This is a genomic window from Haloferax sp. S2CR25, assembly GCF_031624535.1.
Classification (GTDB): domain Archaea; phylum Halobacteriota; class Halobacteria; order Halobacteriales; family Haloferacaceae; genus Haloferax; species Haloferax massiliensis.
This window is the reverse complement of record NZ_JAMQOO010000004.1, coordinates 300,026-319,743: the sequence shown is the minus strand read 5'-3', so window position 1 is coordinate 319,743 and position 19,718 is coordinate 300,026. Positions and strand designations below refer to the sequence as shown.

The 19,718-nt window shown below is 66.5% G+C and carries 17 protein-coding genes; 13 read left to right on the top strand and 4 right to left on the bottom strand.

The features are described from left to right. The first annotated feature begins 14 nt into the window (after positions 1–14). Positions 15–524, top strand: coding sequence for a hypothetical protein (locus NDI65_RS12590; RefSeq protein ID WP_310893708.1), 510 nt, complete (start codon positions 15–17; stop codon positions 522–524). A 106-nt stretch (positions 525–630) separates the two neighbouring features. Continuing rightward, positions 631–1,056: a DMT family transporter gene (locus NDI65_RS12585; protein WP_007275770.1), complete on the top strand. Its 426-nt coding sequence runs from the start codon at positions 631–633 to the stop codon at positions 1,054–1,056. Between the two features lie 35 nt (positions 1,057–1,091). Here NDI65_RS12585 and NDI65_RS12580 read toward each other — a convergent pair whose 3' ends face one another. Continuing rightward, positions 1,092–1,574, bottom strand: a complete 483-nt coding sequence (locus NDI65_RS12580; protein WP_042664266.1) for a maltose:maltodextrin transporter permease — start codon at positions 1,572–1,574, stop codon at positions 1,092–1,094. A gap of 98 nt (positions 1,575–1,672) precedes the next feature. Beyond that, the gene (locus tag NDI65_RS12575) at positions 1,673–2,101 is read right to left on the bottom strand and encodes a MoaD/ThiS family protein (protein WP_310893707.1); all 429 of its coding nucleotides are present in this window, start codon (positions 2,099–2,101) and stop codon (positions 1,673–1,675) included. A 132-nt stretch (positions 2,102–2,233) separates the two neighbouring features. On the opposite strand from NDI65_RS12575, the gene NDI65_RS12570 reads away from it, so the two are divergent. The 9 genes from NDI65_RS12570 to NDI65_RS12530 all read left to right on the top strand — a co-directional run bounded on the left by NDI65_RS12570 (position 2,234) and on the right by NDI65_RS12530 (position 12,487). Further along, complete coding sequence (locus NDI65_RS12570; RefSeq protein WP_310893706.1) at positions 2,234–3,127, top strand: UbiA family prenyltransferase; 894 nt, start codon at positions 2,234–2,236, stop codon at positions 3,125–3,127. A 112-nt stretch (positions 3,128–3,239) separates the two neighbouring features. Beyond that, positions 3,240–5,021 carry a histidine kinase N-terminal 7TM domain-containing protein gene (locus NDI65_RS12565; RefSeq protein WP_310893705.1) on the top strand — a complete coding sequence of 594 codons (1,782 nt, stop codon included), beginning with the start codon at positions 3,240–3,242 and terminating at the stop codon, positions 5,019–5,021. Between the two features lie 218 nt (positions 5,022–5,239). Next, positions 5,240–7,603, top strand: coding sequence for a type II/IV secretion system ATPase subunit (locus NDI65_RS12560; protein WP_310893704.1), 2,364 nt, complete (start codon positions 5,240–5,242; stop codon positions 7,601–7,603). Beyond that, a complete protein-coding gene (locus NDI65_RS12555; protein WP_310893703.1) occupies positions 7,600–9,519 on the top strand; it encodes a type II secretion system F family protein in 1,920 nt (639 codons plus the stop codon). Before NDI65_RS12560 ends, NDI65_RS12555 begins: the two co-directional genes overlap by 4 nt. Beyond that, on the top strand, positions 9,516–10,229 hold the full coding sequence (locus tag NDI65_RS12550) for a hypothetical protein (RefSeq protein WP_310893702.1): 714 nt from the start codon (positions 9,516–9,518) through the stop codon (positions 10,227–10,229). Before NDI65_RS12555 ends, NDI65_RS12550 begins: the two co-directional genes overlap by 4 nt. Next, positions 10,222–10,791, top strand: coding sequence for a hypothetical protein (locus tag NDI65_RS12545; RefSeq protein ID WP_310893701.1), 570 nt, complete (start codon positions 10,222–10,224; stop codon positions 10,789–10,791). The genes NDI65_RS12550 and NDI65_RS12545 overlap by 8 nt, the downstream gene beginning before the upstream one ends. Further along, the gene (locus NDI65_RS12540; protein ID WP_310893700.1) at positions 10,784–11,479 is read left to right on the top strand and encodes a hypothetical protein; all 696 of its coding nucleotides are present in this window, start codon (positions 10,784–10,786) and stop codon (positions 11,477–11,479) included. Before NDI65_RS12545 ends, NDI65_RS12540 begins: the two co-directional genes overlap by 8 nt. Then, the gene (locus tag NDI65_RS12535) at positions 11,472–11,945 is read left to right on the top strand and encodes a hypothetical protein (protein WP_310893699.1); all 474 of its coding nucleotides are present in this window, start codon (positions 11,472–11,474) and stop codon (positions 11,943–11,945) included. The genes NDI65_RS12540 and NDI65_RS12535 overlap by 8 nt, the downstream gene beginning before the upstream one ends. Continuing rightward, a complete protein-coding gene (locus tag NDI65_RS12530; protein ID WP_310893698.1) occupies positions 11,942–12,487 on the top strand; it encodes a hypothetical protein in 546 nt (181 codons plus the stop codon). Before NDI65_RS12535 ends, NDI65_RS12530 begins: the two co-directional genes overlap by 4 nt. Positions 12,488–12,907: 420 nt before the next feature. Here NDI65_RS12530 and NDI65_RS12525 read toward each other — a convergent pair whose 3' ends face one another. Further along, positions 12,908–13,549: a TetR family transcriptional regulator C-terminal domain-containing protein gene (locus NDI65_RS12525; RefSeq protein WP_226908741.1), complete on the bottom strand. Its 642-nt coding sequence runs from the start codon at positions 13,547–13,549 to the stop codon at positions 12,908–12,910. A gap of 421 nt (positions 13,550–13,970) precedes the next feature. Between NDI65_RS12525 and NDI65_RS12520 the strand changes: the two genes are divergently transcribed. Beyond that, positions 13,971–15,359 carry a COG1361 S-layer family protein gene (locus NDI65_RS12520; RefSeq protein WP_089779246.1) on the top strand — a complete coding sequence of 463 codons (1,389 nt, stop codon included), beginning with the start codon at positions 13,971–13,973 and terminating at the stop codon, positions 15,357–15,359. After that, positions 15,359–17,839, top strand: coding sequence for an MMPL family transporter (locus NDI65_RS12515; protein WP_089779248.1), 2,481 nt, complete (start codon positions 15,359–15,361; stop codon positions 17,837–17,839). The genes NDI65_RS12520 and NDI65_RS12515 overlap by 1 nt, the downstream gene beginning before the upstream one ends. A gap of 1,110 nt (positions 17,840–18,949) precedes the next feature. On the opposite strand, the gene NDI65_RS12510 is transcribed toward NDI65_RS12515, so the two are convergent. After that, complete coding sequence (locus NDI65_RS12510) at positions 18,950–19,597, bottom strand: MBL fold metallo-hydrolase (protein WP_042662955.1); 648 nt, start codon at positions 19,595–19,597, stop codon at positions 18,950–18,952. Between the last annotated feature and the right edge of the window lie 121 nt (positions 19,598–19,718).

Below are 19,718 nucleotides of genomic sequence, written 5' to 3'. Positions count from 1 at the left end.
CGACACCATGCCGCATGGAAGAACATCCGCTCTCGGACGAGTCGGGCACGTGGGAGACGGTGGTCGAAGAGTGCGAGGCGCTCGCCGACGACTATCGGGAGCGAGACTGGACCGTCGTCGTCGCCCTCCCGGGGGACGTGGTTCCGGTCCCCGGCACGGGCGACGAGGTGGTCGAACACGTCGGACTCGACGTGGTCGTCGGCGACGACGTCTACCCCGACCTCGAAGCCGCCGTCGAGGGCGCGACGTTCGACGAGTACGAGGCGTTCCGCGCGGTCTCCGGCGGTCTCGTCTACCTCGCGCTCGTCGTCCGCGCCACCGACGACGAAGTCGCCGTCTGTCTCCCCTTGTACTACCGGCTCGCGGAGTCCGAACGCATGTTCTCGCTCCTCGACGCGGGCGAGACGATGCGAACGAAGGTCCACCCGCTCGACCCCGACAAGGGCGTTGAGTTCGTCCACGAGGACCCCGACCCGCTCCTCCCGCCGGACTGGGACGCCGACCTCTCGGACGAGTTCGCGTAGTCGTCGGCTCGCCGAACCGAGTCCCACACGCAGGTAGCCGCCCCGTATATACACCGATGATAATGGAGGTCCGGTTTCTTTTGAATAGCGACGCGAGGCGTCACCGATGGGATTCGCTGAGGTGGACTCGGCCGTCTTGTTCGGCCTGATTACGATGGTGACGTGGGGGATTTGGATAGTCGTGGGCAACGCCGCCTCCGAGTCCATGGACCCGCGGACCGCCGCCGCCATCTCGTATCTCGTCGCGGCGCTTCTCGCGTTCGGCTTCATCGTCGTTTCGGACGCGTCGCTCGCAGTGACGGCGAGGGGCGGACTGCTCGCCGGGGTGGCCGGGCTGTTCACCGGAATCGGCCTCATCTCGATGTACATCGGGTTCACCCACGGCTCGACGACCGTCGTCTCGACCCTCGGAGCCATGTACTTCGTCGTCGCGGCCGTCATCGGAATCGTCGTTCTCGGAGAGAACCTCACACTGACGAAACTCACGGGTATCGCGTTCGCCGTGCTCGGTATCGTCTTGGTCACCCGCTGAGTGGCGCACTCGGCCCGTGGCCCTGTGGTCCTGGTCTACTCCTCGCGCTCGTCGTCCGCCGCCTCGTCGCCCTGCTCCTCGTCGACCGAAATCTCCGTCTCGCGGTCCCGCTCCGACTCCCGCCGTAACTCCTCGGCCCGGAGTTCGGCGCGCGTGTAGGCGTCGTACACCGCGTAGAGCCACACGGCGGGCGCGAGGAGGAAGCCGACGAAGACCATCACCGAGACGGAGGCGATGATAAAGCCGACCGCGAAGACGAGGCCGCGTTCGAGTTCGCGGTTGTACAGCTGTCCGAGGCCGGGGAAAATCGCCGACAGCACCGCCGCGACGAAGGGGTTGCCGCCTTCGAGGAGGTCGTCGAGCGCCGAGTCGACCGACGACTTCGGCGGGTCGCGCTGGCGGACCCCGCACTCGGGGCAGATTTCGGCGCGCGCGTCGATGACCGCGCCGCAGTCGCGGCAGAAGGCCTCGTCCGGGCCGCGGTCGCGAGTCGAGTCGTCCGTGGAGGGCGATTCCATACCGGCTATCTGTCGGCCGCGAACGTCAGTCCTGCGGCTGTCAAGCGTCGGGACGACTCGCGGCCGCGCCCGAGGGGACGCCTCCTCGGGTACCCCGCTCACAGGCAGAACAGAAACGGCTTCATCAGCGCGACGCGGTCGCCGTCTTCGAGTCGCGTGTCGAAGCCGTCGAGGTTCTCGTTGAACACGCCGTTGACGAGCACGCGGGCGTAGGGCCGCGTCTGCTCCCCTTCGGGGTTCTTCCGCCACGTCCCCGGCGGGCGGTCGACTCGCGCCCACCCCCGCGTCGTCGCGTCCGCCTCCCGCTCGGCGATGACGAGGTCGCGCACGTCGTACGCCGCGAAGAACGCGTCGAGGAACGCCCGGAGCGTCTCGCCCTCGAAGGTGAACTCCGTCCGGTGGGTGCCCGCGGCCGACCTGACGTGGCCGGTCAGTTTGACCTCGACAGTCGTCTCCGCCGGCTCGGTCGTCGACGACGCCTCTCCTGTCGCCGTCGTCTCCTCCCGCTCGGCTGTCGGCGTCTTCATGCGTCCACATACGCGCCGAGGGAGAATGAGCGGGGCCCCGAACACGTTCGACCGCGAGCGCGAAGCGAACAACCGGGAAGAACTGTTGCCTGCCGCACATCTAATTCGTCGGCGAACCGATTCGAAGGTGCAATGCGAATCGTTCCACCCCGCCTGTACGGTGCGGTCGTCCACAGTTCAGTGTTCCTCGGCGCGTCGACCATCGCCGAAGTGTTCGTCGCGTCCTCGCTCGCCGGCATCCCGCCGAACGCCGCCCTCGTCGTCGGCTTTCTCATCACCGTCGGCATCTACAACTTCGACAAGCTCGCGGACCTCGACGCCGACGAAGAGAACTACGCGGAGCGGACCGCGTTCGTCGCCGCCCACCCGCGGATGTACGCCGGCTTCTCCGCGCTCGCAATCGTCGGTGCACTCTGGCTCGCCGTCCGGCACGGCGGCGTCTACGGACTCGGGCTGACGCTGTTCCCGGGCGTCGTCGCGGTGTTCTACAGCGCCCCGCTCGTGCCGCTTCCCTCGGTCGACCGGCTCAAGGACGTCTTCCTCGTCAACACCGCCTCGGTGTCGCTCGCGTGGGCGGTCCTCGTCGGATTCGCCCCGCTCGCGGTCGCCGCGACGACCCCCGAGTACGCCGCCGGCGCGACCGTCGCGGCGGTCTGGTTCTTCCTCCGCTCGGCCATCTCCGTCGAGGTCCACAACGTCCGAGACGTGACGGGCGACGCGCGAAACGGCGTCGAGACCCTGCCGACGGTCCTCGGCGTCCGCCGCACGCAACTGAGCCTCTACGCGCTGGAGCTGGTGTCGCTCGGACTCGTGTGGGCCGCGGCCCGAGTCGGTGTGGTCCCCGCGTGGGCACCGTTCGCGCTCTTGCCCGCGGTCGCCTACTCGACGTTGATAACCCACGCGCTCACCGGGTCGGACCGCTCGGTCGAACGGCTCTGTACGCTCCGCGACGCCGAGGGCGCGTTGATGGCCGCCGGCATCGTGGTCGTCGCCGCGGTCGCCGGAACCGGCGGGACGCTCGGGTGACCCGCCGGCCGGAGCCGAGGCTCCAGAGACCCGCGGGGAGCCGGCACTGCGTCGAGACAGCCACCGAAATTCTCGAATACTCTTTTGTCACATGATGTAAATTACCACTGTAGTGACTCCGAACCTTGAGTGGGGAACCGTCGAACAGTTGGTGTTCGGAGGAATCGTGGGTTCCCAACTCCTCGCGCAGCCGACCGCCCTCGTGGTCGTCGTCGTCGGATTGATGGTCACCACCGGGGTCGTAAGCGGCTACGTCGCCCTGTTCGCGTGGCGGCGGCGGTCGATGCCCGGTGCCAGCGGGCTGGCCGTACTCGCGTTCGCCAGCGGCTGGTGGTCGTCGGGCTATCTCCTCGAACTCGTCGTCGCGGACGTCGCACTCAAGCTCACGCTCGCCAAACTCCAGTGGGTCGGCGTCCTCGCGGCCCCCATCGCCTGGTTCTTCTTCGCGTTCTCCTACGCCGGCCGGGACCGCTTTACCTCGTCGCCGGCGATTAGCGCCCTCTCGCTGCTCCCGGCGGTCGGCCTCGTCGCCGTCTGGACCAACTCCGCACACCACCTGATGTGGACCTCGGTCACCGTCGTTCCCGCCGTGGGGCGGACCATCACCGTCCTCCAGACGGAGTGGGGCCCGCTGTACTGGATCGTACTGGGATACAGCTACCTGCTGTGGCTCGCCGGCGCGGTCGTCATCTTCCGGACGGCGCTCGACATGCCGAACATCTACCGAGTCCAGGCGACCACACTCATCCTCGGGACGCTGATGCCCGTGCTCGGGAACTTCGCCACGACCCTCCTGGAACTCTACGGCGCGGCGATCGACATGACCCCCGCGGCGTTCACGTTTGCGGGACTCGCCTGCACCGTCGCTATCAGCCGCTACGAACTCCTCGAATCCCGGCCGGTCCCCCGGTGGGTCGCCCGCGATCGCGTCGTCGAGACGATGGCCGACGCGGTGGTCGTCACCGACACCAAGTGGCGCGTCACCGACGTCAACCGGGCGGCCGAGCGGATTCTGAACGACACCGCGGCCGAACTCAAAGGCCGCCCCGTCGGCGACGTCGTCGAGGAGTTCTCGCCCGACCAGCGGGACACGGACCAGGTCACGGTCAGGCTCGGGTCGAGCCAGCGATACTTCGAGCTCCGGACGAGCGCCTTCAGCGACCACCACGGCCGCGACATCGGCCACGCGCTCGTCTTCCGCGACGTGACCGACCGCCGGCTGAACCTCCAGCAACTCGAAGTGATGAACCGCGTCCTCCGCCACAACCTCCGAACCGAGGCGAACCTCCTCGAAGGCTACGCCAACCTCGTCTTGGACGACATCGACGGCGGCGAGTTCGACGACGCGCGGGACCACGCGAAGACGCTCCAAGACCGCGCGAAGACGCTCGTCAACATCAGTCAGAAAGCGCGAAAGCTCGGCGCGACCCGCGGCAGCGACGGGAACGGCGATCCACGACTGCACCCCGCGGCCGTCCAGATACGCGCCGCCACGGACGCCGTCCGCGCCGATTTCACCTGTGCGAACGTTCGGCTCCTCGAACTCCCCGACAACGACGTGATCTGTGCGCCCACGCTCGAACCCATCGTCCGCGAACTCGTCGAAAACGGCGTCCAGCACAACGGGTCGTCGACGCCGGTCGTCTCCGTGGCGGCGAGTTGGGAAGGCGACGCACTCGTGATTCGAATCGAGGACAACGGGCCCGGAATCAACGCGAGCGAACTCGCCGCAATCAACGCTCACGGCGAGACGCAGCTCAGACACGCGAGCGGCCTCGGCCTCTGGCTGGTGAAGTGGGGCGTCGACCAGCTCGGCGGCACTGTCGCGTACCACCGCCGCGAGGAGGGCGGGACCGAGGTGGTGCTTCGCATTCAGGCGGTGCGGGCCGAGTAACGCGAACCGAGAACCGCCTCCGAACGCACGTTCGATTCCATTTTTGATAATTTACGCCGGCCCTACAGTTCAATCTCGCACCCATTATCGGATTCTTCGGTTCGCCAATATCGCCATACAGTGCCCCAATTCCTCGAATCCAGTGGTTTCAGAAACACCCATGTCAGTGACACGGCGCAGTAAATTCTTAAATATGAACACTCGGCAAACCACGGTGTATGCCTACCCAAGGCGATAACGACGGGGCGGGGCCGTCCGCTCCGACCCTCGAATTCGGTGCTACCTCGACCCCCGCAGCGACGGGTGCAGTCCCGGCGCCCGTCCCCCCGGACGACCCGCGCGCGTGGTACGCGCCGACCGTCCGCTCGCAGTACGAGGTCGCCCCCGACACCGTCGTCACCATCAGCGACGCGGACCACGGTTTCGACTACGCGGTCCGAGAGGCGACGCTCGGGGGGCGCGAGACCGACGCGCTGGAGACCGTCCGCGACCACTTCTCGACGGTCGTCCGCCGACGGCCGCTCACCCGCGAGGGAACCGTCACCCGCGCAGAGACCGGCCTCTCGTCGAAGTACCGTCGCATCTTCGACCGCCTGCTCGACCTGACGCCGACCGCTCGCAGGCGCGTCGAGCGCCACGCCCTCTCGGAACTGCGGCTCCTCGGGGAGGTCACGCCGTTGGCGCTCGACGAGCGAATCGAGGTCGTCGACGCCGGCCGCGGCGACGGCTCCGAGCGGCTCGTCGTCCACACCGAGGACTTCGCGCCGGCGACGACGGCGTTCGACTCCGACGTGCCGTTCGCCGACCGCATCGCCGCCGAGCGGGTCGACCACTACACCGTCCCCTTCGCCGGCTACGACGTCGACGTGGTGGTCTACCGCGACCGACTCCTCGGCGACGACCGCTTCGCCACCAAGTACGCCGTCCTCGAACCGGACCTCGTCCCCGGCGACGCCGAGCTCATCGAGGAGTGCAAAGAGCGAATCTGGGAGGCGAACGTCGACGACGTGGTCGCCGACCGCATCGAGTTCGTCCGCGACCGCGCCCGCGAGTTCCTCTCGCGGCGGCTCACCGCCCGCAACACGCGTGCGTGGGTCGACGCCACGACGTTCCGGGTCCGCGCCGCGCTCTCTGAGTACGGTCTCGCGCTCCCGCCGGTCGACCGCCGGTTCGCCGAAGACCGCCTCGACGACCTCGTCTACTACGTCCTCCGCGACTACGTCGGCGAGGGCGTCCTCACCGTCCCCATCCGCGACCCGCACCTCGAAGACGTGGAGGCGAACCGCGTCGGCGAGCGGGTGAAAGTCATCCCGCGGGCCGGCGTGACCGGCCGCGGCGGCCTGCGCGTGCCGACGAACCTCGTCTTCGAGGACGAGACCGAGTTCACGAACGTCGTCACCCAACTCGCCGCGGCCGACGGCGTGGAGCTGAACGCCTCGAACCCGAGCGCGAAGGTGAACCTCCGGCCCGGCGCGGTCGGCGGCGACCCCGAGTCGGCCGCCACCGACGAGACGATTCGCTGCGCCGTCGCCCTCCCCGTCATCTCCGAGGGCGGGCCGCACGTCTCGATTCGCAAGCAGACCGGCGACGTGCTCACGCCGGTCGACCTCGTCGAAAGCGGGTCGCTGTCGACCGAGCTCGTCACGCTGCTGTGGCTCTGCTACGAACACCACCGCGTCGTCCTCTACTCCGGCGCGACCGGCGTCGGGAAGACCACTCTGATGAACGCCTGCATGCCGTTCGTCCCCTACGACCACCGGCCCATCAGCATCGACGAGGGGTCTCGGGAGGTCCATCTCCCCCACGAGACGGGCGTCTCACTGACGACGCGCGACCACGAGTCCGAGTTCAAGCGCGTCACGATGGCCGACCTGATGACGGAGGCGAACTACCTCAACCCCGACGTGGAGGTCATCGCCGAAATCAACACGCCCGAGTCGTTCGCCACCTTCGCGGAGACGCTCAACACCGGCCACGGCGTCATCGGCACGACCCACGCCGCCGACATCGAGACGCTCGTCAACCGCGTCATCGAACAGGGGCTCCCGCCGTACCTCCTCCGCGAACTCGACCTCGTCGTCTTCCCGCACAAGGTCGACGGCGAGCGGTACGTCTCCGAGGTGGTCGAACTCGTCCCCGAGTCCGAGTACGACGAGACGTGGGGGCGACGCGGCGTCATCGAGAAGGACGGGCGCACGCTCCACTGGAACACGGTCGCCCGGCGGACGCCGGACGGCTCGTTCGACCTCTCGTACGAGCACCCGCAGTTGGGCGACGACCGCCGGCGCGTCGGCGTCCGGCTGTTCCACCGCATCGCCGAGGCGACCGACCGCGACGTGGAGGCCGTCGAGCGCGAGTTCCACCGGAAGCACCGCTACGTGGAGTATCTCGTCCGCGAGCAGGTGACCGACGTGGACCGGCTGTTCGGCTTCCTCTCTGACCTCCGAACCGACGAGGCCGCGACGGTCGAGCGGGTCCGCCGGCGGATGGCCGAGCAGGCGTCCGACGGCGACAGCGCCGCCCGCGACGGGACCGACGACGGCGTCCACGGCCGCGACCGCGGCGACGAGGCCGACCCGTGACCGGGTTCGACGCCGGCCGCGGCGAGCGGCGAGTAGGCCGCGTCCGCTCGCTTTCGGTCCTCGACAGGGCGCTGTACGCGCTGTTCGCCCGCCACGTCGACGCCGCCAAACACGACCGGGACCGCCGCCGCTACCGCGGCACCGACCTGCGGATGAGCTTCGACCTCTACCTCGCCCGCGCCTACGGCCTCGCGTGGGCGACCGGCCTGTTCGTCGCGTTGCCGACGGCGCTCGTCGCGCTCGCGGTTCCCGACTCGACGGTCGACGCTGCGCTCTCCGTCCTTCGGGCGGCGCTCCCGCTTTTCGAACACGTCCCGATACCCGTCGTTCCGCGGCTCCCCGTGGCCGGGGCGGTCGCGCTCGCGGTCGCGGTGGCGATTCGGCAGGTCGTCCTCGCCGTCGCCGGCCGGTACCTCGGCTGGCGGGCGACCGCCCGGCGGGAGAACATCGAGCGGACCCTGCCCGGCGCGGTCCGCTACCTGCACGTCCTCTCGTCGGGGAGCGACGGCCCCCGCGAGATGCTCCGGCGCGTCGCCGAGACCGACGCCTACGGCGAGACGGCGGTCGCCTTCCGGGGCGTCCTCAACACCGCCTCGCTGACCGGCAACGTCAACGAGGGCCTGCGGCGGGTCGCCCGCGACACGCCCTCCGAGGGGATGCTCTCGCCGTTCCTCCTGAAGTTCCGCGAGCACGCCGGACAGGGCGACGACGCGCTCCGGAACTACCTGCGGATGGAGAGCCGGATGCTCGGCCACCGGCAGGACCGCGCCCGCGAGCGCGCCGAGGGCTTCCTCGAACTGCTCGCCGAGCTGTTCATCGTGCTCCTCGTGCTCCCGTCGCTGCTCGTCATCGTCCTCACGGTGATGAGCGTCATCGCGCCCGGCCTCTCCGCGCCCGTGGTCACGCCGCTCGGACAGACGACCACCCGCGGCGTCGTCGTCTACGCGAGCGCCGCGTTCATCGTCGGCGTCGGCCTCGGCGCGAGCGTGCTCGTCGCGGGCCTCCGCCCGCCGGACCAGTCCGTCGAGTACGACCGCCCGGGCGACGCGCTCGGCGTCCTCGACTCGGCGCTGTCGAACCCGGCCAGCGCGGCCGTCGTCTTCGGCCTCCCGGCGCTCGCCTGCGCCGGTATCGCGGCGCTCGTCGGCGCTGACGCCGTCGGCGTCGCGCTCGCCGGCTACGTCGCCTACGCGGTCCCGGTCGGACTCGTCGGCGTCCGCCGCGCCCGCCTCGATGACGCGAAGGACCGCGAACTGAAGGACTTCGTCCACGCCGTCTCGGGCCACGTCAGCCTCGGGCGACCCTTCGGGGACGCCGTCGAGCGCGTCGGCCGCGACGTGGACCTCGGCCCGCTGGACTCGGACGTGGCCGACCTCGCGCTCAACCTCCGCTTTACCGCGCCGAGCTCCGGGACCGACGTGAACCTCCGGACGGCCGCGTTGGCCCGGTTCGTCGACCGCGTCGGGACGCCCATGGCCGAACAGACCATCGGCCTCGTCGTCGGCGCGCTCGACGGCGGCAGCGACACGGGGACCGTCTTCGACACGCTCCAGACCGAAATCGGCCGCCTCTACCACGAAAAGCGCGCGCTTCGGTCGGGACTGCTCGTCTACGTCGCGGTCGGCTGGACGACCGCACTCCTCGTCGTCGGCATCACCGTCGCCGTCAACGTCCACGTCTTCGACGGCTTCGCCCAGCTCTCGACGCTCTCGACCGGCGGGTCGTTCGCCATCAACGCCGGCGCGGTCGACCTCGACCGCGACCGCTACCAGCTGTACGTCGTCACGCAGGCGACGATGCTCGCCTCCGGCTGGTTCGCCGGCACGGCGAGTCGGGGGCGCTACGAGGCGCTCCTCCATTCGGGCGCGCTCGTCGTCGCGTGTTACCTCGTCTACGCCGGGGTGGGGCTGATATGAGCGCGAAACGGGGGCAGGCGAACGTCGTCGGCGTCGCGCTCCTGCTCGGCGTCGGCGTCGTCGCCATCGGCCTCCTGACCGCCAGCGTCGGCGGGCTCGTGGACGCCCAGATAGCGACCGCGGACGCCGACGCCGCCGCGGACGGCTTCTCGTCGCTCCGGGACGGCGTCGTCGCCGCCGCGAACGACAGCTACCCGATTCGCGTCACCGACGGCGACCTCTCGCGGGTGAACAGGACGGTCCGAGTCGTCTCGGAGACGGGGGCGACCGATACCTACGACGCCGACGGCTACGTCGCCGACCTCGGCGGCCGACGGGTCGCGTTCGTCGGCGGCGCGGTCGTCCGCGGCACCGGCGACGCGGCCTCGCTCGTCACCCCCGTCCCGGTGTCGGTCGCCGGCGACGCGGCGTTTCTCGCGCTTCCCGCCCTGACCGCCGACGCCACCGACGGCGGCGGCCTCGGGTCGGGTGCGGCGCTCCGAGCGCGAACGACGCGAACCGTGACCGACCGCCCGGCCGACGGCTACGCGGTCGCCGTCGAGACGGCGACCCCCGAGGCGTGGGAGCGGGCGTTCGAGCGCCGCGGCTTCGAGACGAGCAGGGACGACTTCGACGGCGACGGCACCGAGAGCGTCGTCGCGGCCGTCCCCGACGAGCGGACGCTCACGGTCGCCCGGTACGACGTCTCGGTGGTGATCGACCGTGGCTGACGCGCCCGACCCGCGGCCGACCGCGTCCGACGCGTCCGGGCCGGCGACGCCCGCGACCGGCGTTCGAGCCGCCGAGCGCGCCGTGGTCCCCGTCGTCGGGAAGGCGCTCGAAGCGGCCATCGCCGTGCTGTTCATCGGGCTGTTGACGACCGTGCTGTTCGGCGGCGTCGTCCCCGACCACCGCGCCGCGGTCGGCGACGAACTCGCCGACAGGACGCTCGCGGCGGCGACGGAGCGGGTCGAGACGACCGCCGTCGTCCCCGAGTCGGCGGTCCGCGGGACCAGACGGACCGACGCGGACCTCCCCCGAGCGATTCGCGGGCAGTCCTACCGAATCGCGTACGTCCCGAACGCCACGCTCGCGACCGACCCGAACGTGACCGCGCCGGCGCTCGTCCTCGACCACCCGAACGACGCGTTCGACCGGCGGCTCCCGGTGACGCTCCCCGACTCCGTGACCGTCTCCGGCGAGTGGGACAGCGGCAACGACTGCGTGGTTCGCGTCGCCGTCGGCGACGACGGCACGACGCTCGAACTCGCGAACGGAGGGGCGGATGCGTAGTCGCCGCACGACGCGCGCACAGACGACGCTCGCCGGCCTCGCGGTGGCGCTCGTGCTCGTGACCGCGGTCACGGTCGGAGCCGTCGCCGCCGCCGACCGAGCCCTCGCTGGTGCGACCGGCGACTCGCTCGAACAGCAGCGCGCCGAGCGCGCCGCCGCGGCACTCCTCACGGACTCGCCCATCACCTGGTCCGACAACGGGAGCGACGCCATCGACCTCGCGCTCGCCAACGACACGAACGCGACCGTGCTCGCCGCCGCCGTCCCGCCGCTCCGCGACGCCGCGTTCCGCGTCCGAATCGACGGTCGAACGGTGGCCGAGCGGGGCGACCCGTCGGGCGGAGCCACGGTCAGCCGCGGCGCTGTCGCCGTCACCCGGCGGAACGTCCGCGGGTCGATTAACCTCTCCGCGGAGACCAACACGACGCTCACCGGGCGGACGAACCGCACCCAGCTCGACGTGGACCCCGCCCCGAACACGACGGTACAGACGATTCGGGTCGGAGACAGGGTCGTCCTCCACCGGCCGGGCGGAATCGAGGGGCGACGCGTCGTCGGAGTGCCGTCCCGCACCGACCCCGTGATTCGCGTCGAGACCGCCGGCTCCGACCCGTACGGGACCGTCGACGTGTCGGCGACGGCGTTCGACTCGACGGTCGTGCGAATCGAGGTGACCGTCGATGCGTGAGGGTCGCCGGGAGCGCTCGCGCCGACGGCACCGCAAACGCGCGGACGACGCACCCGCCCGCGCGGCCGACCGCGGACAGCTCTCGTTGACGGTCATCGAGGCGACCGTCGCCACGCTGCTCGTCCTCGCCGTCACGACGGGGTTCGCGCTCGCACCGCCCGCGGCGGCCCCCGAGTCGGACTCGCTGGCGCGGCAGGCGGCGGACGCCGCGTCGCTCGTAGCGTCGGTCCCGGCGGCCGGGTCGGGAACGCTTCTCGGTGAGGCCTGCGCTTCGCCGAGCGACTTCGACGCCCGTGCGACGCGACTTCACGAGGCCGCCTCGGTGGGCCTCCCGGACGGGGCGTTCGTCTCGCTCCGAACCGACGTCGGGTCGGTCGGCAGGCCGCCGCCGGAGACCGCGCGGGTTCGGACCGCGACCGCCGTGGCCCCGCGTTGTACCGCGACGCTGGAGGTGTGGTATCCGTGAGCCGACCCAGCCGCGGTTCGGGCGACCGCGCCGCCGCACCGACCGGCGACCGCGGGCAACTGGTGCTCGTCTCCGGGGCCGTCGTCGTCGTCGCCCTGTTCGCGCTCCTCGTCGTCCACGCGCAACTCGGGTTCGCCGGCGCGACCGAGACGACGGAGGCACCGCCGCTGGACGACGTCGTCGAGACGACCGAGGACGCGGTCGAACTTGCGACCGCGGGCGTCGCGGGTCGGTACGACTGGGCAGAGAGAGACGCCGCAGTCGCCGACTTTCGCTCTCGGCTCGACCCCGCTCTGGCGAACGTCGAACGCGCGCGGCCCGGCGGCGTCGCGCTGACGACGAACGACTCGGCGGCCGGGACCTGGGCGTTCAGGAACTGCCCCAACGGTCCGTACCGGGAGTTCGGAACCTGCGTCGCCGACGGCGGCGTCGTCGTGCAAGAGCGCGCGGGCGAGACGGCCGTCGTCGCCGTCCTCGTGGACGTGCGCATCGCCACGCCGCGGTCGCGGACGGACCTGACGGTCGCCGTGCGTCCGAACTGAGGGCCGGGGCGGGCGTCGCGCGGCCGGAGAAACGGCCGGTCCGTCGGGGACTCTCGTTAACGACAACGATCAGACTAAACCCACGAATTACCTTCGAGAGATACGTTCCGGCGATTCGTACAGCGGAGAGAGACTGTAGGAGCGAACCACCCCATAGGATGGCTAAATCAGCGATTCGTGTAGATATTAGCAGTGATGAGTCATCGCCAAACTACGAGAACACTTGCGACCGAGTAATACGCGAAGTTAGCCATTTCGACCGTGTGTAGTGGGAACATTCCGTTTTCGAACCGTTAATCGGGCCAATTCCGCGATACGGAACTATCCATTTTCTAGTATATCTGCGATTATTATCTATCGGGTTCTCGGGGCACCGTCTAGTTAAGGGGTGAACAGTGGGAGAGCTGTCTTCCCACGTTCTCAGACGTTGTCTTCCGCGTCTGCCAAGAGCCTGTATTTGATATAGTTATCCAGCTCTGACTGGATGGGGCGAGAGATACCTGTCGTCACCCGTTCAAACGTCCGCCCGCTCACGAGCGTTACCAGAAAATTCGCGACTAACTCCGGATCCATCTCCCTGAAATCGCCAGATTCGATACCGTCCTGCAGTATCTCCCGTATCGTTTCGCGGAAAATGTCTTGAGACTGATTGAAGCACTCTTGGAACGCTTCGTCTTGTGCGGCCCGCATTCGCAACTCCGTCAGTACCGTTTCGTAATCTCGGATTTGTTGCTCGTCGGGCTCGGGGATAACTTGGTCAAAGAGGCTCCGAAGTCTGGTTTCCGGGTCTCCATCGTCAGAGACGGGCATCCCGACCTGTCTAAATCGAGAAAGTAAGTAGTTGAGAAGGTCCAAAAGAACGTCGTCTTTTCCATCGTAATGGTAGAAGACCAACCCCTCTGACTTGGAAAAGTGCTGACTGATTCGGTCGATCGTCAGATTGGCATATCCGTGCTCGGCAAGGGCGTCAAACGTCGCTTTCAATATCTCCGTCTTGGTATCGTCAGGCTCGTCGACAAAAAGAGGGGCCCGTTTGTCCATGCTGTCGAGTTGCCCCTCCACCTAATTAGCGGTTACCCTCTTCGAATGATGGTCGCTGAAGACTATCTATCTGCCATCTACGCGGGGTCTCCGCGTCAGAGTCACGCACGCTGTTGACCTGAACCGACACATTAATCTCCCCGCCACGGATTTGACTAAGTACTCAATAAGGGTCAGAATGATACAGGATACACTTCGTAGCTCGCGGCCGCTGGCCATCGCGCTCACCGCCGTTCTCGTCGTGGGGTTCATCGCTGGTGCGGTCCCCACTGTTGCGACCGCTCAGACATCACAGTCCGGAGACATCGTTGGGAACCCGGATATCACGTTTGCAACTTCGTCTGGGACGCTTTCAGCTGGCACGACTGACGAGCTCACAATCTCGGTTGTCAACCGCGGACTGATTATCGAACACGGTCCATCGCAGTACGAAGAGGAGGTGATGACTGCGAGGGGATTGACGTTCGAAGTAGACGACGAAGACGCACCAATCAACGTCCAAACCGGACAGGTTTCTATCGGGAACTTCCCGACTGGAAGCACGGAGAAGACAGTCTCGGTCACGGTTCCGGAAGACGCCGAGCCGGGGACCTATCAGATTCCCGTCACCTACGAGTACTCGTACACCCGCCAACTTCGGTACGGTCCCAGCGGAACCACCGAAGGAACCGATTCCACGCGAACGCAGACCGGCTCGATAACGATTCAGATCAAGGACGACGCTCGGTTCGAGGTCATCGAGACAAACGCGACGGCCCAAGTCGGCGACGATAACGATATCTCGGTCACGCTTAGGAACACCGGCTCGGAAGTTGCGAAAGCCGCGAGTGTGAACGCAGAGTCAAAGAGTAGCTCCCTGACGTTCGAGTCCGGCGACACGTCCTCGACGGCGTCCGTCGGCGACTGGGAGCCGGGCGAAAACCGGACGGTCACGTACAGTGCCGCGCTAGAGTCCAACTCGGCAGTGCGCGCATACGCGGTGGATCTGGTGGTCAATTACGACGACACCGACGGCATTAGTCGTACGTCCGACCCGATCACGACCACTGTCGAATCGCTCCCCGCACAGTCGTTCGCCTTCTCGGACGTGTCCTCGTCGCTCCGAGTGGGCGAAGACGGAGAGATCGTCGGCACAGTCGAGAACACCGGCCCCAACACGGTACGAAGCGTGACGATTCGGCCGGTGGACAATCCGGCATCCGTCGTCCCGAGCGAGGATTCCACCGCCGTCGGGTCGCTCGCTCCGGGCGAATCCAAGTCCTTCCGACTCCCGATGGAAGTTACGAGTGAGGCAGAGGTCGGCGACAAATTACTCAACGTCGAGGTTCGGTATCGTGACGGCGACGGAGATCGGCGGACCTACGACAAACTCGACCTCCTGGCGACTATCGGCCCGGACCGAGACGAATTCGGACTCGCGGTTTCCGACCGGACGATCACCGTGGGTAAATCGCGGGTCGTCACCGTCGAAGTGACGAACAACCTCAACGAGACGGTCACCGACGTCGAAGCGCGGCTGTTCGCCGACGACCCCCTCAGCGCCGGGGCCTCGGACACGAGTTATATCGAGACCTTAGAGCCCGGTGAGTCCACGACGCTGGCGTTCGAAGTGACTGCGGCGTCCGCTGCAACGGCGGGAAGCACGTATCCGATTTCGTTCGACTTCCGGTATACGGACAGCGACGGCAGCACCCATCTCACCGACACGTTCAGAAAGCCGCTGGACGCTGTCAAACCGCAGAACAGCGGCGTGTCGCCCATCACGCTCATCGTAGGATTGGGGGTGGTTGTCGCAGGCGGTGTCGCAGTCGTCTACTGGAGGCGTAAGTAATGCCACTGGCTGAGAGGATTGAAACGGCGACAGAACGACTCAACACGACAATCGTGGACCGCCCGCGCGTAGTTGTCATCGCCTTTTTGCTGCTCACGGGCGTGTTCATCGGCGGGTTAGGGTCTGTACAGATGAGCGCGGGCGGGCTTGACGCGTTCACGGATGACTTACCCGAACAGGCGACCCTCGAAGAGGTCGAGCAGAACTTCGAGGAGCCGTTCCAGACGGATGCCCAGACGACGACGCAACTCATTCGGACGAACAGCAACGTCCTGACGAAGGAGGCACTCGTCCGTGACGCTCGCCTGCTCGAACGCGTTGCCGAACGCGACGAGTTCCGGATGGAATCGGCTCGTGGCCCGGCTCCAATCATTGCGCAGCATCTCAACCCGTCGGCGACGACGCCGGCAGAACATCGGCGAACGCTCGAACGTGCGACTCCGTCCGAAATCAGACAGGCAGTTCGAGAACTCCGAGATGGACCCCGATTTGCCGGAGTAGTGTCGAACGATTTCAATCCGACCAGCGTCTCCGCGTCTGCGTCAATTACGACGATTTCGCATGACTTCCCCGGGAGCTTCGGTGATGACGACCTGACTGCCGTCCAGACGGACCTTCAAGCGGTCGCTGACGATACGCCGGGCGACGTTCGTGCGTTCGGGTCAGGGACGACCGAAACAGAGATCTCGCAGTCTGTGCAGGACTCGCTCCTGATTGTGATGCCCGTCGTGATTCTACTGTTACTGTTCTTCTTGGTGGTCGCATACCGTGACCCGATAGACGTCCTGTTGGGACTGGTCGCGCTCGTGATGACGATCATCTGGACGTTTGGGTTCCTCGGGTATTCGGGGATTCCGTTCAGCCAGCAGATGATTTCGGTCCCGGTGTTACTGCTTGCGGTCGGCGTCGACTTCGGGATCCACATCATCAACCGCTACCGAGAGGAGACGGAACGCGGGTTCGAAGCGGTCGAAGCGATGCGAGAAGCGAACGCCCAGCTCCTGATCGCGTTCGTCATCGTCACCGTGACTGCGGTGTTCGGATTCGGTGCAAACGTCATCTCTGACCTGACGCCGATTCGGAATTTGGGCATCGCGTCAGCGGTCGGTATCCTGTTTACGTTCTTCATCTTCGGGCTGTTTCTACCCGCAGCCAAGTTGGTGTGCGATAACGTGCGCACGCGTCTCGGCGTCCCGGAGTTCAACTCGTCCCCGATAGCGTCCGAGGACTCAGCCCTCGGACGGGTGTTAGCGTTCCCCGCACGGGTGAGCCAGCACGCACCGACGGTAATCGTCTTGGGACTAGTCCTGTCAAGTGTCGCCATGGGCGCGTACGGGGCCGGCGTCGGCACCTCGTTCGAAAACGAGGACTTCCTCCCGCCCGAGGAGCTCCCGGCCTACGTCACGGGCTTGCCTGAACCGTTCGCGCCAGGCGAGTACACGATCACGTCAACGATCAACTTGCTCGATGATAAGTTCGGGAGCAGTCAGGGGAGTACCGTGAAAATATATGCCGAAGGAAACTTCAAGGAAGATCACGCGCTCGAAACCCTCGTAGCTCCGAACGACAACCCCCCGGAGTCGTTCGCAGTTGGACCCGGTGGGCAAGCACAGGCACAGAGCATCGTGACCGTCATTCAATCCCACGCGGATCAAGACGAAGAGTTCGCCGCCTTAGTCGCTCGGAACGACCAGAACGATAACGGGATACCCGACCAGAATCTCGAACGAATTTACGACGAACTGTTCGCATCCTCGGCGAGCGGGCGGGCCGAACAGTACCTCACTGAAGACTACCGGTCCGGGCTGGTCGAATATCAGACCGACTCCGATGCCTCACAGACAGCGGTGACGACCGGTGGGGACGAGTTGGCAGACACGTTCCAGTTTAAAGCGACGTCCACGGGAGATATCGTCGTCCGTGCGGCGGTGATGGACCGCATCTTCCAGTCGGCGATTCAGGGACTCGTCCTCGCAGTCGTGCTGACCGCCGCATTCCTCGTGGCGATATACGGAATCCTGGAGCGCAAACCGCTCCTCGGCGTGGTTAACGTCTTCCCGATACTGATCGCCATCGCGTTCTTGCTCGGGACGATGCGGTATCTGGACATCACGCTGAACGCGCTGACCGCGACGATTCTCTCCATCTCGGTCGGGGTCGGTATCGCCTATTCGGTACACACGACCCATCGCTTCATCGACGAGTACGACGCGACGACGGGCGCGCACGAAGCGATGATGATCACGCTGACCGGAACGGGAGGCGCGCTGTTCGGCAGTATGCTGACGACCGCGCTGGGGACCGGCGCGCTCGCGCTCGCCATCACCCCGATTCTCGGCAACTTCGGCGTCCTAATCGGCCTGAGTGTCACCTATTCGTTCCTGGCGGCGGTGATCGCACTCCCGCCCGCAGTGTTGCTCTGGGAACGAACACAGCAATGGGATCTCGACCTGTTGGCGCGTCTCCGTCCAGCGATGTAAAGCGGACGAACGACGGTCACAATTTCGCGCCGCTGGTGGCGTGGTCGAGCGTCGGCGCGCTCGTCGGAGTCCCACTGTGGTTATGAAAGATTCGAGGCTAAAACCCCGTCCTTCAGGGCGGGGGGATGTCAATGAGAAACCTAACACGTTTCGCCCGCTGGCACTGTCTAGTTGTGACCTTCGACCGGTGTTCTTCCGTCGAGCGATTGATGCGGTCGTTGGACACACAGTATTGAATATATAAGACAAGAACACCGCAGGCGACCGCGCGACTGACCACCGAGGTATCACAGAAGCGTTCGACTCGGATTTAGCGGGTGTGAAACCACGTTCCGGCGAGGTTTCGCTCAACGTCGTCAAGCCGACCGCTCAATCCTAATCGAGAGATCACAGTCGGATAACCGTAGCCGTCAACGGAGAGTACAGCGCCTTAGAGGCCGTATTTCTCAGAGAACCGATGGAGAAACGCTGCAGTCGGATCAGCACTAGTTCGTCCGAACGATTCGACGTCAAAAATCGGGGTTGTCCCGATTTTTATTGTGTTAAATGAACAATACCACTCGCCACTGATTTTGACAGCGGCCTCGTCGACCGCAATCCGTTTCGGTTTCGTCTCAGGCGGGTTGTGACCACTAACAGCCAGCCGACATGTGAACTTCCAGACGACTTGGTGAGAGCGTTGAACGCCAAGTATCCGGAGAGTCTCTGTTGTTCTTTAAGCGGACAGTTAGTCGTCCGGAGCCGGGCGTCGAACGCCCTAACGGGCGCACGAGAGCTTTGCGCTCGTGAACGTCCGAAAGACGCAGTGCGTCTTTCGAGCCCACAAACCCGCTCTGCGAGTCTGGGACGTCCCCAGAAATCTTTGATTTCTGGTGGGCAAACGAGACGCTGCGCGTCTCGTCGCGTCGCCGTCAACTCACGCGCTCGGTTTCTTCAGAACCTGCCGCAAAGCGCTGGCTGAGCGGGTCTGCGGACTTCATCCCGAATTATCTCAACGACCGGCCCGTTTCTCAAACTGACTTAACCAGACAGTGCCGGCTCTCGAATCGCCGCTAGCTGTGCGTCTCCGCGGCGGCCCGTCGGGCGCGTCGCCAACCGACTCGAAACGGCTCAGTACGACAGCGTCCACTGGCGGTCGATGAGCCAGTCGTCCAACTTCCCGAGCGGGTCCTCCTCGACGTGCGTGCCGTGGCTCACGAGGACCGTCTCGATGTCGTAGTCGAACAGTTTGACGAGGTTTCGCTCGGCTTCCTCGTGGCTCAGGTCGTTGAACTGCGCCGCCGGCGGGACGAGGTACCCCGGCGGGAGGCCGCGGCGGTCCGACCCCTCGACCACGTCGCCGGCGATGAACACGCCGTCGTCCTCCAAGAGCAGGCCGCTGTTTGCGACCGTGTGCCCCGGGACCTGCACGATTCGAATCCCGCCGTCGAGCGCGTCGTCGTGGCGGAAGTGGCGGTCGGCCTCGACGTCGAGCGCGTCGTAGAATCCCTTCGCGCCGCCGGGGACGAGCAGTTCGGGGTCGAACGCGTCCAGCACGGCGGGGGTCCCGCCGAAGTGTCCCTCGTCGCCGTGGGTGACGACGAGTCGGTCGACGCCGCCGAACTCCGAGTCCAGCGCGGACACCAACTCCTCGGCGTCGTCGGGGAACGCCGCGTCGACCAGCGTGGTCGTGCCGGTCGGCCGGTCTTCGATGACGAACACGCGGACGTGGTCGAACTGTATCGTGTACACTCCGTCTGCGACTGCTGTCACGGTCATGTGCGGTCGACGCTACGACGAGCGGCGTTAAAAAGGGAAACGCGCGTTCTCAGCCGCGTGTAACGGGCGTCCGACAGTCGGCACCGAGCGGCGGCCGGTCGGCGAATCGCCCCGGAGCGAC

What these genes read in the sequence shown, in the direction of transcription:
- NDI65_RS12510 (WP_042662955.1), bottom strand. Translation starts at nt 19,597, where the DNA reads ATGACCGTGACAGCAGTCGCAGACGGAGTGTACACGATACAGTTCGAC.
- NDI65_RS12535 (WP_310893699.1), top strand. Translation starts at nt 11,472, where the DNA reads ATGCGTGAGGGTCGCCGGGAGCGCTCGCGCCGACGGCACCGCAAACGC.
- NDI65_RS12590 (WP_310893708.1), top strand. Translation starts at nt 15, where the DNA reads ATGGAAGAACATCCGCTCTCGGACGAGTCGGGCACGTGGGAGACGGTG.
- NDI65_RS12520 (WP_089779246.1), top strand. Translation starts at nt 13,971, where the DNA reads ATGACTGCGAGGGGATTGACGTTCGAAGTAGACGACGAAGACGCACCA.
- NDI65_RS12560 (WP_310893704.1), top strand. Translation starts at nt 5,240, where the DNA reads ATGCCTACCCAAGGCGATAACGACGGGGCGGGGCCGTCCGCTCCGACC.
- NDI65_RS12515 (WP_089779248.1), top strand. Translation starts at nt 15,359, where the DNA reads ATGCCACTGGCTGAGAGGATTGAAACGGCGACAGAACGACTCAACACG.
- NDI65_RS12580 (WP_042664266.1), bottom strand. Translation starts at nt 1,574, where the DNA reads ATGGAATCGCCCTCCACGGACGACTCGACTCGCGACCGCGGCCCGGAC.
- NDI65_RS12550 (WP_310893702.1), top strand. Translation starts at nt 9,516, where the DNA reads ATGAGCGCGAAACGGGGGCAGGCGAACGTCGTCGGCGTCGCGCTCCTG.
- NDI65_RS12540 (WP_310893700.1), top strand. Translation starts at nt 10,784, where the DNA reads ATGCGTAGTCGCCGCACGACGCGCGCACAGACGACGCTCGCCGGCCTC.
- NDI65_RS12570 (WP_310893706.1), top strand. Translation starts at nt 2,234, where the DNA reads ATGCGAATCGTTCCACCCCGCCTGTACGGTGCGGTCGTCCACAGTTCA.
- NDI65_RS12585 (WP_007275770.1), top strand. Translation starts at nt 631, where the DNA reads ATGGGATTCGCTGAGGTGGACTCGGCCGTCTTGTTCGGCCTGATTACG.
- NDI65_RS12575 (WP_310893707.1), bottom strand. Translation starts at nt 2,101, where the DNA reads ATGAAGACGCCGACAGCCGAGCGGGAGGAGACGACGGCGACAGGAGAG.